14 protein-coding genes are annotated in these 13669 nt (G+C 46.9%); 3 read left to right on the top strand and 11 right to left on the bottom strand.

Features of this window, described 5'->3' with window-relative positions; genetic code table 11:
• Positions 1-143 precede the first annotated feature (143 nt).
• Complete coding sequence (gene ubiA / locus H3L97_RS08690) at positions 144-1007, top strand: 4-hydroxybenzoate octaprenyltransferase (protein WP_097113279.1); 864 nt, start codon at positions 144-146, stop codon at positions 1005-1007.
• A gap of 72 nt (positions 1008-1079) precedes the next feature.
• On the opposite strand, the gene H3L97_RS08685 is transcribed toward ubiA, so the two are convergent.
• From H3L97_RS08685 to ptsN, 8 genes are all read right to left on the bottom strand, one after another.
• Complete coding sequence (locus tag H3L97_RS08685; protein WP_097113174.1) at positions 1080-1754, bottom strand: DUF3108 domain-containing protein; 675 nt, start codon at positions 1752-1754, stop codon at positions 1080-1082.
• Between the two features lie 81 nt (positions 1755-1835).
• Positions 1836-2462: a phosphoribosylglycinamide formyltransferase gene (gene purN, locus H3L97_RS08680; protein ID WP_097113173.1), complete on the bottom strand. Its 627-nt coding sequence runs from the start codon at positions 2460-2462 to the stop codon at positions 1836-1838.
• A gap of 56 nt (positions 2463-2518) precedes the next feature.
• Positions 2519-3328, bottom strand: a complete 810-nt coding sequence (gene murI / locus H3L97_RS08675) for a glutamate racemase (protein WP_371271204.1) — start codon at positions 3326-3328, stop codon at positions 2519-2521.
• 41 nt (positions 3329-3369) lie between these two features.
• The gene (locus H3L97_RS08670; RefSeq protein WP_097113171.1) at positions 3370-4053 is read right to left on the bottom strand and encodes a 16S rRNA pseudouridine(516) synthase; all 684 of its coding nucleotides are present in this window, start codon (positions 4051-4053) and stop codon (positions 3370-3372) included.
• 3 nt (positions 4054-4056) lie between these two features.
• On the bottom strand, positions 4057-4638 hold the full coding sequence (gene metW, locus H3L97_RS08665; protein WP_097113170.1) for a methionine biosynthesis protein MetW: 582 nt from the start codon (positions 4636-4638) through the stop codon (positions 4057-4059).
• An 8-nt stretch (positions 4639-4646) separates the two neighbouring features.
• Entirely contained in the window at positions 4647-4979 is a 333-nt protein-coding gene (locus tag H3L97_RS08660; protein WP_097113169.1) for a hypothetical protein, read from the bottom strand.
• 86 nt (positions 4980-5065) lie between these two features.
• Complete coding sequence (gene metX, locus H3L97_RS08655) at positions 5066-6190, bottom strand: homoserine O-succinyltransferase MetX (RefSeq protein WP_097113168.1); 1125 nt, start codon at positions 6188-6190, stop codon at positions 5066-5068.
• Between the two features lie 196 nt (positions 6191-6386).
• Entirely contained in the window at positions 6387-6839 is a 453-nt protein-coding gene (ptsN, locus tag H3L97_RS08650) for a PTS IIA-like nitrogen regulatory protein PtsN (RefSeq protein ID WP_097113167.1), read from the bottom strand.
• A 168-nt stretch (positions 6840-7007) separates the two neighbouring features.
• On the opposite strand from ptsN, the gene H3L97_RS11830 reads away from it, so the two are divergent.
• Positions 7008-7931, top strand: coding sequence for a SprT-like domain-containing protein (locus H3L97_RS11830; protein ID WP_224446366.1), 924 nt, complete (start codon positions 7008-7010; stop codon positions 7929-7931).
• A gap of 53 nt (positions 7932-7984) precedes the next feature.
• Positions 7985-10042 (top strand): polyphosphate kinase 1, encoded by a 2058-nt coding sequence (gene ppk1, locus H3L97_RS08640; RefSeq protein WP_097113166.1) that lies wholly within the window; start codon positions 7985-7987, stop codon positions 10040-10042.
• A gap of 72 nt (positions 10043-10114) precedes the next feature.
• Here ppk1 and H3L97_RS08635 read toward each other — a convergent pair whose 3' ends face one another.
• The 3 genes from H3L97_RS08635 to H3L97_RS08625 form a co-directional block, all read right to left on the bottom strand.
• A complete protein-coding gene (locus tag H3L97_RS08635) occupies positions 10115-10438 on the bottom strand; it encodes an HU family DNA-binding protein (protein ID WP_097113165.1) in 324 nt (107 codons plus the stop codon).
• Between the two features lie 216 nt (positions 10439-10654).
• On the bottom strand, positions 10655-13090 hold the full coding sequence (lon, locus tag H3L97_RS08630; RefSeq protein WP_097113164.1) for an endopeptidase La: 2436 nt from the start codon (positions 13088-13090) through the stop codon (positions 10655-10657).
• 186 nt (positions 13091-13276) lie between these two features.
• On the bottom strand, positions 13277-13660 hold the full coding sequence (locus tag H3L97_RS08625; protein WP_097113163.1) for a diacylglycerol kinase: 384 nt from the start codon (positions 13658-13660) through the stop codon (positions 13277-13279).
• Positions 13661-13669: the final 9 nt, after the last annotated feature.

The raw sequence follows: 13669 nt of genomic DNA, 5'->3' as shown, positions 1-13669 counted from the left end.
TGTTCAAATTTTGAATTTATAATGCGCCCAACAATGCTGATTTGGAAAGTTCAATCATGAAAAAAATTGCCCGATTATGGCAACACGCCCAAAATGCCATAGCCAGCAAAAAGGCGTATTTAAAACAACCCCATGTGCAACAAATGATGGTACAAAAAAGCCGCATTTATTTGCAATTAATGCGCGCCGATAAACCCATAGGCACATTGTTGCTGCTGTATCCCACATTGTGGGCGGTGTGGATTGCGTCTCATGGCAAACCTGCGTTAAGCACGCTCATTGCCTTTACCATAGGCGTGTTTTTAATGCGAAGTGCAGGCTGCGTGGCAAACGATTGGGCAGACCGCGACATTGACGACAAAGTGGAACGCACCAAAACACGCCCAGCCGCATTGGGTTTGGTCAGCAAACGCGAAGTGGTGCGCTTGACTTTGGGATTGAGTTTTTTGGCGGCATTGTGTTTGTTGCCATTCAGTTGGAAAACTTGGGTTATGGCAATTCCAGCCTTGTGTTTGGCATTGATTATTTACCCTTTGGCAAAACGTTGGTTTCCCATTCCCCAATTGATTTTGGGCGTGGCGTTTTCATTTGGCATACCCATGGCATTTATGGCGGTGCAAAATGACATTCCCCCATTGGCTTGGTGGTTGTTTGCCGCCAATGTGTGTTGGACTTTGGCTTACGACACCATTTACGCCATTTCCGATAAACCCGATGATTTGAAATTGAACATCAAAACATCTGCCATCACATTTGGGCGATACGATGCCGAAGCCGCCATTTTGAGCTACGCTTTATTTGACATTTTGATGATGCAAGTGGGTTTGATGTTGAATGCGGTGTGGTGTTATTGGGCGATGTTGGCGATTTCGGTGTATTGGCAATGGCAATATTATCTGAAAATTCAAAAGCGTCATCGTGAAGTGTGTTTGGAAGTTTTTTTGGACAACAAGAAAATTGGCGCGGCGTGGTTGATTGCCATCATCATGCACTATTCGTATATGTAAACGCAAAAAAGGCTGCCTGAAATGCATTTTCAGGCAGCCTGAAACTTGGGTCAAACACCGTATTTTGTTGCTTTAAGGCTGAACCGTTTTTCCGTTAATGGTTGCCGATTTGAGCGTTAAATTGTATTTTGAGCCATCGTCATCGTTGTAGCCAATTTGCGCTGGCACATTGTTCAACACAGGCGCGAATCCGTAAAACACATTGCCATCGCCACGGTGTGCTGTAAATTGATTGACCGCCGTTTTTTTGCCCGCCACGCTCATTTGCTTGCTGCCTGTTGGCACAAATGCGCCTAAACGGGAAATTTTCTTGCCATTGGTAATGTGCATATTGCTGGGCAATTTGCCTTCGTTAAAAGCCAACTGCCACGACAGGGTAAACAAATCCATCACGCTGCCTGAAACGGTCTTGGTGTAGCTTTCGCCTGCCTTGCCATAGGTAACGCGATTGCCCGAAAATTTGGTGTAGGCATACAATTTACCGTTGCGCGTGTCGGTGTAGTAGCTGGGTTTTAAGTCGTTGCCCACAATTTTGCCGCCGCTTTCAAAACGGATTTTGTAAAGCGGCACGTTGATGTTTGCCACGACTTTGTAGTTGTCGCCATTGCGGTTAAACGTCATGGTGGCAGGAATGCCCATTGTGCCACTGTATTTTAAGTTTGCCGATTGGGGGATTTCTGCCGCTTGTGCGGGCAAAGCCCATGCTGCCGCCACCAAATTTGCCAATAAAATGCGTTTCAACATCATGCTTTCCTGATTGATAGAATGAACAAGGGCGCAATGTAACACACCCTTTTGTTAAACAAATTTGTGGCAATGTAAAATTTTCTACGCCAACATTTGGGCAGATGAATCGGCTTGATGGCGTTTGATAACGCGCTTGCCCACTATTTTCAGGCTGCCTGAAACAAAATCCGCCACCGCTTGTGGCAATAATTGATGTTCCACCGCCAAAACACGCGCGGCAACATCATCTGCCGTATCATTATCCAAAATCGGCACAACGCCTTGGGCGATAATCGCGCCATTGTCCAACACTTCGGTAACAAAATGAATGGTACAGCCTGCCACGCGACAGCCTTCATCAATCGCGCGTTGGTGGGTGTGCAAGCCCGTAAAAGAGGGCAACAGGGAAGGGTGTATATTGATGCAACGCTCGGCATAATGTTGGCAAAATGCGGGGGTCAAAATCCGCATGAATCCAGCCAGCACCACCAAATCGGGTTCGTAAGCGTCAATCAACAACATCATGGCTTGGTCAAATGCCTCGCGGCTGGCAAAATCTTTGTGATTGAGTGCGGCGGTGGCAATGCCGCGTTCGGTTGCCCATGCCAAACCTGCCGCATCGGGATTGTTGGACAGCACCGCAACAATATTGGCATTGGGAATGTTCGCATTCACAATGGATTGCATATTGCTGCCACGCCCAGAAATCAAAATAACGATGTTTTTCATGTTTTCATCTCAAATGTTCACAAAAATCGCTTTCAGGCAGCCTGAAAAATGGTAATTTAACCCAAACGCATCATCTCAATTTGTTCCAAACTGCGACCCAAAAAGCGTTCGCCTATCGTTTGGAAACGCAAGGGAATATCGGAAACATAAAACCGATAATCAGGCGATTGACCGCTTGTGTTGAGCAAATTGGCGGCTGCCAACGATTGAGCGGTGGCTTCGGCGGTGGTAATGGAAGAGTCCACCAGTTCAATATTGGGGGCTTCTTGTTTAATCAAGGGTTTGAGCAGGGGAAAATGGGTGCAACCCAAAATCAGCGTGTCAATGTTGTCTGCCAAAATGGGTTTCAGGTATTCACGCACGGTTAAGCGCGTGATTTCATTGTCCAACCAACCTTCTTCCACCAAGGGTACGAGCAGGGGGGTGGCTTGCGACAAAATGCGCGTGGCGGCATTGTGGGCATGAATGGCGCGGGCATAGGCATTGCTGTTTACCGTGGTGCTGGTGGCAATCACGCCAATGTGGTTGTTTTGTGTGGTACGCAATGCGGCTTGTGCGCCAGCTTCAATCACGCTCAATACGGGCATATTGCCAGCCATTTGTTGTACGCGCTTGCCTGCCACCGCCGCAATGGTGTTGCAGGCAATGACCAAAGCCTTCACTTCATTTTGCAACAAAAAATCAACGATTTGAGCGGTAAATTCTTCAATCGTGTTGCGCGATTTGACACCATATGGCACACGCGCGGTGTCGCCAAAATAGACGATGTTTTCGTGTGGCAATCGTTCCATCAAGGCACGAACCACGGTCAAGCCGCCCACGCCTGAATCAAATACCCCTATGGGTTTGGCAGAATCTAACATCATTTTCCACTTTCAGGCTGCCTGAAAACAGCCGTTTTCTCATTTTAAGGTTGAATAAAACGCCACTCGCCAGCCGCCAAATCTTGCGTATCCCAATCGCCAAAACGTTCGCGGTGCAAAGCCGCCACGCGATTGCCAGCCGCAGCCACCATGCGTTTGACTTGGTGGTATTTGCCTTCGCAAAGGGTCAAAATCAGCGTGTGTGGGTCGTGCAAAATGGCATTTTCGGCAACAACGGTTTCATTTTCATCGTGCAACAACACGCCATTTTTCAAGGCAGCACACAAAGTTTCATCAGCCGCGTGTTTGAGTGTAACGCGATACACTTTCGCCACTTTGTGTTTGGGCGAAGTCATGCGATGGTTGAATTGCCCATCGTTGGTCAGCAACAACACACCTGTGGTGTCCGCGTCCAAACGCCCAATGGCTTGCAAATTGCCCACACGCAACTGGTCGGGAAACAAACTGAACACGCTGGGATAATCACGCGGTTTGTGCGAAGTTTCGTAATCGGCAGGTTTGTTCAACAAAATGTAATAATGGGGCAGGGGAATGACCACCGCTTCTTCATCGTCAATGTGCAAGCTGTGAACCTGTTCTGGCACAATCGGCATTTTTTCATCGTTTGCCAATTCGCCATTAATGCGAACACAATCGTGCCGAATCAACCATTGGCAGCCTTTGCGAGAGTCTATGCCTTGTTCTTGTAAATATTTCAATAAATTCATGGATTATCCCACCCGATAAAACGCCAAACTGCCCAAACAGTTGTGCAAATACTTAATGCGTTTATCGCCCGTCATTACTGCGCGTTCCAGCACCGCCACCTTGTTTTTGGCGCACAGCAATTCAAAATCTTTGAGCGTACACAAATGGATATTGGGCGTGTTGTACCAATGATAGGGCATGCGTTCGCTCACAGGCATATTGCCCACAAAAGCGATTTGCAAACGGTTGCGCCAATAACCAAAATTGGGAAAACTCACAATGGCTTGTTTGGCAATGCGCGTTAAATCACGCAAAATCAATTCGGTGTCTTTCATCGCTTGCAGGGTTTGGCTCAACACAATCACATCAAAACTGTGGTCGGCAAAAATGCTCAACCCCTTTTCCAAATCCGCTTGTATCACATTCACACCATGCTCAATGGCTGCCTGAACGCTGTTGCCGTCAATTTCCACGCCATAGCCTGTACAGTTTTTTTCATTCATCAGCGCGTGCAGCAATTCACCCTTGCCACAGCCCAAATCCAAAACGTGCGAACCAGCAGGCACCCAATCGTAAATTAATTGCAAATCATTGCGTAAATTCATGTTTTTACTCAATCTTTTAAATACCAACGTCTGTCTTTTGCATTCCAAGTCAAAAAAGGTTTGGCATAACCATTTTCATACGACAATTCAAAGCCTTGCTCGGTACGGCGATAGTTTGGTTGCCAACCAAATTGTTTATCATGGCGAAAATCCAAAGCCTTAAACACCGCTTCATCGTTGTTTTCAGGCAGCTTTTTGTGCGTTTTTTCGTAAGATTCAATTTTCGCAACCAGTTGATTGCCCAACTGAATGTCTTTGTGTCTGCGCCATTCAAATGGCATCAGCAAATAAGCCAAAGGAATCAGAATCAATGCCGTTATGCCAATTAAGGTTTCTTTCATTAAAAAATCCTTTAAGTTCAATTTTTTGCCTTACGATTTGTGCTGAAACAACATTTTCAGGCTGCCTGAAAAGAGCAGGGCGGTGTTCACACCACAATATTCTTCATATAAGCACGAACCGCATTGATGTAGGGCGCGTCTTCCATCAGAAACGCATCATGCCCATGGTGCGATTCCACTTCAATGTATTGCACCGACTTTCTCATGCCAATCAATGCCTTAACCAATTCATGCGAACGAGACGGGGCAAAACGCCAATCGCTGCTGAAACTTGCCACAAAAAATTTCGCCTGAACATTTTTTAAGGCAGCCTGCAAATCATTGCCAAACTCCGCAGCAGGGTCAAAATAATCCAAAGCCTTGGTCATCAACAAATAAGTGTTTGCGTCAAAATGGTCGGCAAACTTATCGCCTTGATAACGCAAATAACTTTCCACTTCAAAATCAACATCATAATTATACTGATATTGATTTTGTTTCAACTGACGACCGAATTTTTTGCCCAAACCATGTTCTGCCAAATAAGTGATGTGTCCCATCATGCGCGCAATACGCAAACCACGTCTGGGTTTGGTGTTGAAACGCGCATAATTGCCATTGTGAAAATCGGGGTCGGTAATGATTGCCTGTCGCGCCACATCATTAAAAGCAATGTTTTGCGTACTCAAACGCGGCGATGACGCAATCACCAAAGCATGGCGCACCCGTTGTGGAAAATCAATCGTCCATTGCAAAGCCTGCATCCCCCCCAAGCTGCCACCAACCACCGCAGCCCAAGTCTCAATGCCAAAATAATCCGCCAACATGGCTTGCGATTTCACCCAATCGCGCACGGTAACAACAGGAAAATCAGCACCATAAGGTTCATTGGTTTCAGGATTCAAACTCAAAGGTCCTGTGCTGCCTGCACAACCGCCCAAATTGTTTACACCAACCACAAAAAAGCGATTGGTATCAATCGGTTTGCCAGCACCGACCATATTGTCCCACCAGCCAGCGTGTTTATCGCTCACATGATGCCGACCTGCCACATGGTGCGTGCCAGATAAAGCATGACAAATTAAAATGGCATTGGATTTGTTTTCATTTAAAGTGCCATATGTTTCCACAATCAAATCAAAGCGCGGCAGGGTTTGCCCATTTTGCAAAGAAAAGGGCGCATCAAATGCAATGGTTTGTGGCACAACAATGGTTTGGCTGGTAACGGTCATAATCAAAATCATGGGTTAATATTGACACGAAATTATAGCCGAAAATGGACGCAGTTCGCATTTTAATATCCATAATTTGACATAATATAGATTATTGGAACTTGAATATCTGAATATTGACGATGAACATCATTCCCCCACCCTTTGTTTGATGTGGAAAATCCCACCAATTTTGTTGATTGATGGGATTGGTGGTTTAATTTTGATTCATCAGTAATTGACGTACGGTTTGGACATCGTTGCAATTCATTAAGGCATCGCGTACGCTTTTTTCGGAAAAGCGTTCTGCCAAATGCGACAAAATTTCCAAATGCTCGCCCATGGCGTTTTCTGGCACCAACAACACGAACACCAATGACACGGGTTGATTGTCGGGCGCGTCAAAATCTATCGGCTCTTGTGTTCGCACAAATGCGGCAACCACCTGCCCTTCGCCTGTGGTGCGCCCATGTGGAATGGCGACACCATGCCCCAAACCTGTTGTGCCCAATTTTTCTCGCGCAAACAGGCATTCAAACACTTCGGCACGCGCCAAACCTGCATGGGTTTCCAGCATTTCGCCCACTTGTTCAAACAGGCGTTTTTTGCTGCTGACTGCCATGTCCAAGGCAATGTGCGCTTCGGGTAAAATCTTGCCAATCAATTCCATAACTTCTGCTATCGTTAATTATTCAGAATGCGGATTTTAACGCTTGCTTACGTTTATCTCAAATTTTTTTACGGGCTTGGGCTTTTTCAGGCTGCCTGACGGTGTTTCTTGCCAAATTGTTTTTTGGATTGTACAATCCAAAATATGATTTTTTTAGGAAAAACAACCGTGTCTCCTTTGCCTTATCCCAAAATTGCGCCCACCAATCAGGTTCATCAGGCTTTGCAATTTGCTTATGATTTTTTTAATCGCAGTTTGTTTGGTGGCGAATTGCCGTTTTGTTTGATTTCTTTGCAACGCAAAGCGAAAACGCAGGGCTATTTTTCTTTTCGCCGTTTTATTTCGGAAGATGGTCGCTACACCGATGAAATTGCGTTGAATCCTGAATTTTTTGGGGTGTTGCCTGTGTTGGATACGCTCAGTACGCTGGTTCATGAAATGTGCCATTTGTGGCAACAGCATTTTGGTAAACCTGGACGGCGTGGCTATCACAATAAGGAATGGGCAGATAAAATGGAATCCATTGGCTTAATGCCGTCTGACACCCACAAACCTGGGGGCAAGCGCACGGGCGAACACATGGGTGATTATATTTTGGAAAACGGTTTGTTTATGCAAGCGGCTCGGCATTTGCTTGATACGGAATTTTCCATTCATTGGTATGATGTGTATCCGCCCTACTCGGCTTCGTTTGGGCAGGCGGTTACGCACACGTTTTTGCTCAATATTGAGAAGGATTTAAAACGCCCGCCTGCTTTGGCGGTGGAACGGGGTATGCGCCCGATGTATGCTACTCCAACAACGCAACCCTATGAATATGCAGACAATGAAACGGAGGCGGTGCGCTTTTTCAGGCTGCCTGAAAAGGAAAATGGCGAAGAAAATGCGGCAGTCAAACAGGAATGGGTTTCATCGTTAGACCCTGCCGCTCCTCATCGTTTGGTGGGCGAATGGACGCCACGCGCCCTGCCCCCTGAAAATCGCAGTAACCGTGTGAAATACCAATGTCCATGCTGCCTGAACGCGGTGTGGGGCAAACCCAAATTGAACATCATTTGTGGCGATTGCCAGCAACATTTTCAGCCAGCCTGAAACCGCAATTTCGGCTATAATTTCAAACACAATTTAAGCAAAAGGAAAACGCCATGTTCCACCAAATATTGTGTCGTGAGTTGAGTTTATTGGCATTCAATCGCCGCGTGTTGGCGCAGGCAGCCGATGAGCGCGTTCCCTTGTTGGAACGTTTGCGCTTTTTGTGCATTGTTTCGTCCAATTTAGATGAATTTTTTGAAGTGCGCGTGGCAAGATTGAAACGTGAACAAAAAAGCCTACCCACTTTAATTTACGATTCAGGCAGCACCCCTGCCGAAACCATTGCCGCCGTCAATGAAGAAGCCCACAAATTGATTCAAGAGCAATATCAATTATTGAACGATATTTTGCTGCCTGAATTGGAACGCGAAAACATCTTTTTCTATCGCCGCAACAAATGGACAAACGAACAACGCGCATGGATTGAACAATATTTCAACCGCGAACTCCTGCCCGTGCTGACCCCCATCGGTTTGGACGCAGCCCACCCCTTCCCCCGATTATTGAACAAGTCCTTGAATTTTGTGGTGGAATTGGAAGGCGAAGACGCATTCGGTCGCACCGCCAATATGGCGATTGTGCAAGCCCCCCGTTTGCTGCCGCGCGTGGTTAAGCTGCCTGAAAACCTGTGCAATGGCGCAGACGGTTTTGTGTTTTTATCGTCCATTTTGCACGAATACGTTTACAAATTGTTCCGAGGCATGACCATTAAAGGCTGCCACCAATTCCGTCTCACGCGCGACAGCTCCCTGCTGGTAGATGAAGACGACATGACGCGCAACAATTTGCGCATCGCCATCAAAAGCGAATTGCGCGACCGCGATTTTGGCAACGGTGTCCGTTTAGAAGTCACCGACAAATGCCCCGAACACATCGCCCAATTTTTATTGAAACAATTTCATTTGCAAGAAAACGAACTCTATCAAGTCAAAGGTCCTGTGAATTTGGTGCGATTGATGTCGGTGCCGGATATGCTTTCGCGCAATGATTTGAAATTCAAGCCCTATTTGCCAAGCTACCCTGCCCAATTCAAAAAAAACCGACAAATTTTAAACGAAATTGCCCAAGGCGACATTTTGTTGCACCACCCCTATCAATCGTTTGAGCCAGTGGTCAAATTCATTCAAGATGCCGCGCGCGACCCCGATGTGGTTGCCATTAAAATGACAATTTACCGCACAGGCGAAAATTCCGCCTTGGCAGCCGCGCTGGAAAAAGCCGCATTGGCAGGCAAACAAGTTACCGTGGTGGTGGAATTGATGGCGCGTTTTGACGAAGCCAACAACATCAACTGGGCTGGCAAATTGGAAGAAGCAGGCGCACATGTGGTGTATGGCGTGTTGCATTACAAAGTACACGCAAAAATGGCTTTGGTGATTCGCCGCGAAAATGGCGTGTTGAAAAAATACGCGCATTTGGGTACAGGCAATTATCATCAAGGCACATCGCGCATTTACACCGATTTTGGGCTGTTTACTGCCGACCCCGACATCACACGCGATGTGAACGACTTGTTCATGATAATCACGGGCATGGGCAAACAAAATCCGCATAAAAAGTTGTATTCCAGCCCATTTTTGTTGCACCCCATGATTATGCAGCGCATTGAACGCGAAACCGAACACGCCCAAGCTGGCAAACCTGCTCGCATTATCGCCAAAATGAACGCGCTGATTGAACCCAAAGTGATTGATGCGCTCTATCGCGCCAGTCAAGCAGGTGTGCAGATTGATTTGATTGTGCGCGGTATGTGTGCTTTGCGTCCGCAGGTGGCGGGGCTGTCTGAAAACATTCGCGTTTATTCCATTATTGGGCGTTTGTTGGAACACAGTCGCGTTTATTATTTTGAAAACGATGGCAAGCAAGATGTGTTCATTTCCAGCGCAGATTGGATGGGACGCAATTTCTTCAACCGCGTGGAAACCGCCACACCCATTGAATCGCCCAAATTGAAACAGCGCGTGATTGAAGAAAGTTTAACGCTGGCATTGCAAGACACCTTCAACGCATGGCAAATGGACGGCGATGGCAATTACACGCGCGTTCAGGCAGGCGAAAACGAGGAAATGCAAAGTTTGCAGAATACTTTATTGAACCGTTATGCTGCCTGAATGAATCATCAAAAAAGCAGCCTGAAAAATCATCTTTTCAGGCTGCTTTGGCTTTATCTCAATAGGATAAAATTATTTTTTGGCGGCTTTTTTGGCAGGTGCTTTTTTAGCAGGCTCTTCGGCTGGCAACAAAGCGTCTTTCAAAGTTTTGCCGGGTTTGAATTTGGGGACACGCGCGGCAGGAATGGTAATCGCTTCTTTGGTTTTGGGATTCAAACCTTGGCGTTCAGCGCGTTCTGCCACCACAAATGAGCCAAAGCCCACCAAAGTGATGTCGCCACCTGATTTCAAAGTTTCTTTTACTACATTGGTAAATGCGTCCAAGGCTTTGCCAGCGTCCGTTTTGGTCAAGCCAGATTCTTTGGCAATCGCGTCAATCAATTCAGATTTGTTCATGATTATTCCTTCATTAAGGGGTTGGGTTTGGGGGCTGAAACGCCCAATTACTGGGCGTTTCACACGTTTTGCAACGATGTTTCGCTTTATATCAAGCCACAAAATACCGTGTCAAGCCCCAAAGTGGGGAAAATGCCGATTTTCCGTGCTTTCAGGCTGCCTGAACCGCATTTTCGGCGTTTGTGTAACATTTTCACACCGTTTTGCGGCTGTTTTTTAATGACGCGCCTTGTTGCTGGCGCGTGGTTTTTTTGGCGTTTCCAATGCGGTTTCAGGCAGCGCGTCCGCCTGATACGGCTGTGGCTGATACTGCAAACCGTGTGCAAACACCTCATCAATCCATTGCACCGCGTGAATGGTCAAGCCATCTTTCACGTTTTGCGGAATTTCCTCCAAATCTTTGACATTGTCTTTGGGGATTAAAACGTGTTTGATGCCACCGCGCAATGCCGCCAACAGTTTTTCTTTCAAACCGCCAATCGGCAACACTTCGCCACGCAAGGTAATTTCGCCCGTCATCGCCACATCAGCACGAACAGGAATGCCCGTCAAAGCCGATACCATAGCCAAAGTCATGGCAATGCCCGCGCTTGGGCCATCTTTGGGCGTTGCGCCTTCGGGAACGTGAACGTGCATGTCGTTTTTCTCGTAAAAATCGGGTGCAATGCCCAAACTTTCCGCGCGTGAACGCACCACCGACCAAGCTGCCGTAATGGATTCCTGCATCACATCGCCCAATTTGCCTGTGCGGACAATATTGCCCTTGCCTTTGAGTGCGACCGCTTCAATCGTCAGCAATTCGCCGCCCACTTCCGTCCATGCCAAGCCTGTTACTTGACCGACGCGGTTTTCGCCAGCCGTTACACCATAATCAAAACGGCGCACGCCCAAAAATTCGCCCAAATTTTGCTCATCAACGTGCAAAGTTGGCGATTTTTTGCGTGATTTCGTGGTTTTCAGGCTGCCTGAAAGCTCATTTTGAATCACGGCTTTGCGGCAAATTTTGGCGATTTCACGGTCAAGCGAACGCACACCCGCCTCGCGCGTGTAGTAGCGCACAATATCGCGCACGGCAGATTCATCAATGGTCAATTCGCCTTCTTTTACGCCATTGCGTTGCATTTGTTTGGGCACCAAATATTGCATGGCGATGTTGATTTTCTCATCTTCCGTGTAACCCGACAGGCGGATAATCTCCATGCGGTCAAGCAGCGCAGGTGGAATATTGAAACTGTTGGAAGTCGCAATAAACATCACTTCGCTCAAATCAAAATCCACTTCAACAAAATGGTCGGCAAATGCGGTATTTTGTTCAGGGTCAAGCACTTCCAACAAGGCAGCAGCAGGGTCGCCACGGAAATCGTTGCCCAATTTGTCAATCTCGTCCAACAAGAAAAGCGGATTTTTCACGCCAGCCTTAACCATATTTTGCATGATTTTACCTGGCATGGAGCCGATGTAGGTGCGGCGATGTCCGCGAATTTCGCTTTCGTCTTTCACGCCACCCAAAGCCATGCGAATGTATTTGCGCCCTGTGGCTTTGGCGATGGATTCGCCCAAGGAAGTTTTGCCCACACCTGGGGGACCTACGAGACACAAAATCGGACTTTTGAGTTTATCGGTGCGTTTTTGCACGGCTAAATATTCCAAAATGCGCTCTTTGACTTTTTCCAAGCCGTAGTGGTCTTCGTTCAGCACCAAGTCGGCTTTGGTTAAATCTTTGGAAATGCGTGTTTTCTTCTTCCAAGGCAACTCAATCAGCGTTTCAATGTAATTGCGAACCACGGTGGCTTCGGACGACATGGGCGGCATCAATTTGAGTTTACGCAATTCAGACAGGGCTTTTTCTTCGCCTTCTTTGCTCATGCCTGCATTTTTGATTTCTTGCTCCAAACGCAAGATTTCGCCTTTTTCGTCTTCTTCGCCCAATTCTTTTTGAATGACTTTGATTTGTTCATTCAAATAGTAATCGCGTTGATTTTTTTCCATTTGGCGTTTGACTTTGCCGCGAATGCGTTTTTCAAGCTGGGCAATTTCCAATTCGCTTTCAATTTGGGCGAGCAAATATTCCATGCGTTTGGTCAAATCTGCCAAATCCAACAGGGTTTGACGCTGCTCCAATTTTAATTGCAAATGGGCGGCAATGGTGTCGGCAAGGCGACCGTTGTCTTCCAATTCGTGTATGCTTGCCACGATTTCGGCTGGAATTTTTTTATTGTTTTTAATCAGTTGGTCAAATTGGGTCAGCAAGGTGCGGCGCAGGGCTTCGTGGGTGTCGGCAATTTGTGTTTCTTCGTCCAACACTTGCACTTTGGCTTGCAAAAAGTTGCCATTGTCGCGCAATTCGGACACTTTGGCGCGAGAAACGCCTTCCACCAACACTTTGATGGTGCCATCGGGCAAATTCAAAATTTGCAAAATTTGTGCCACCGTGCCTGTTTCGTGCAAATTGCCCAAATCGGGTTCTTCTTCGCTGCCCACTTTTTGCGCCAACAAAAATACAGGCTGCTGATTTTCTTCGGCAAATTTCAGCGCAGCAACCGATTTGGCGCGCCCCACAAACAGGGGCAAGACCATGTGCGGATAAACCACCATGTCGCGCAGGGGCAAGGTTGCCAGTTCAAATTCGTTGGTTTTTTTTCTTCGTGCCATAGTTTTGCTCGTTGTGTTTTGATGTATTGGCGGTAAATGGGGCGGATTTGGGGCTTTTCAAGGTTTGTTTTTTCAAAATGCTGTTTCAGGCTGCCTGAAAGTATGGGACAAAAGCGGAATGGTTTGCGTTTCACAAAACATTTCAGGCTGCCTGAAAAAAATAATTCATTGTTTTTTTATTTAAATTTATCCAAATAAAGCCAGCAACCACAAAATGCCTTGTGCCGTCATCGCCAACATTTGCGCGGCGGAACCCACGTCTTTGGCGCGTTTGGCAAGTGGGCGTTTGGCGAGCGAAATGTCGTCCACCACGGCTTCTATGCCTGTGTTGAACAATTCCACAATCAGCGACAATGCCGATGCCAGCAGCAACATCATGCGTGTGGCGGTGTCAAAATCGCACCAAAAAATCAATATTATCAATGCGCCATTCAAATAAACAAGCTGCCTGAACGCGGCTTCGTGGGTGTAGGCTGCCTGTAAGCCGTCTTTGGAATAATGGGCGGCATTGATGATTCTGGTGAAACCTGTTTTGCCTTTTAATTCGTTGTTTGGGGGTTGATTTTCCATGATTTTTCC

The organism is Alysiella filiformis, assembly GCF_014054525.1.
GTDB classification, from domain to species: domain Bacteria; phylum Pseudomonadota; class Gammaproteobacteria; order Burkholderiales; family Neisseriaceae; genus Simonsiella; species Simonsiella filiformis.
The sequence above is the reverse complement of the archived record's forward strand: the minus strand, read 5'-3'. Positions and strand labels throughout refer to the sequence as shown.

Excerpts from the sequence above, each read along its gene's own strand:
- purN (WP_097113173.1), bottom strand. The coding sequence starts at position 2,462 with ATGAAAAACATCGTTATTTTGATTTCTGGGCGTGGCAGCAATATGCAA.
- ptsN (WP_097113167.1), bottom strand. The coding sequence starts at position 6,839 with ATGGAATTGATTGGCAAGATTTTACCCGAAGCGCACATTGCCTTGGAC.
- murI (WP_371271204.1), bottom strand. The coding sequence starts at position 3,328 with ATGATGTTAGATTCTGCCAAACCCATAGGGGTATTTGATTCAGGCGTG.
- H3L97_RS08660 (WP_097113169.1), bottom strand. The coding sequence starts at position 4,979 with ATGAAAGAAACCTTAATTGGCATAACGGCATTGATTCTGATTCCTTTG.
- lon (WP_097113164.1), bottom strand. The coding sequence starts at position 13,090 with ATGGCACGAAGAAAAAAAACCAACGAATTTGAACTGGCAACCTTGCCC.
- metX (WP_097113168.1), bottom strand. The coding sequence starts at position 6,190 with ATGACCGTTACCAGCCAAACCATTGTTGTGCCACAAACCATTGCATTT.
- H3L97_RS08685 (WP_097113174.1), bottom strand. The coding sequence starts at position 1,754 with ATGATGTTGAAACGCATTTTATTGGCAAATTTGGTGGCGGCAGCATGG.
- H3L97_RS08670 (WP_097113171.1), bottom strand. The coding sequence starts at position 4,053 with ATGAATTTATTGAAATATTTACAAGAACAAGGCATAGACTCTCGCAAA.
- metW (WP_097113170.1), bottom strand. The coding sequence starts at position 4,638 with ATGAATTTACGCAATGATTTGCAATTAATTTACGATTGGGTGCCTGCT.
- H3L97_RS08625 (WP_097113163.1), bottom strand. The coding sequence starts at position 13,660 with ATGGAAAATCAACCCCCAAACAACGAATTAAAAGGCAAAACAGGTTTC.
- ppk1 (WP_097113166.1), top strand. The coding sequence starts at position 7,985 with ATGTTCCACCAAATATTGTGTCGTGAGTTGAGTTTATTGGCATTCAAT.
- H3L97_RS08635 (WP_097113165.1), bottom strand. The coding sequence starts at position 10,438 with ATGAACAAATCTGAATTGATTGACGCGATTGCCAAAGAATCTGGCTTG.
- ubiA (WP_097113279.1), top strand. The coding sequence starts at position 144 with ATGATGGTACAAAAAAGCCGCATTTATTTGCAATTAATGCGCGCCGAT.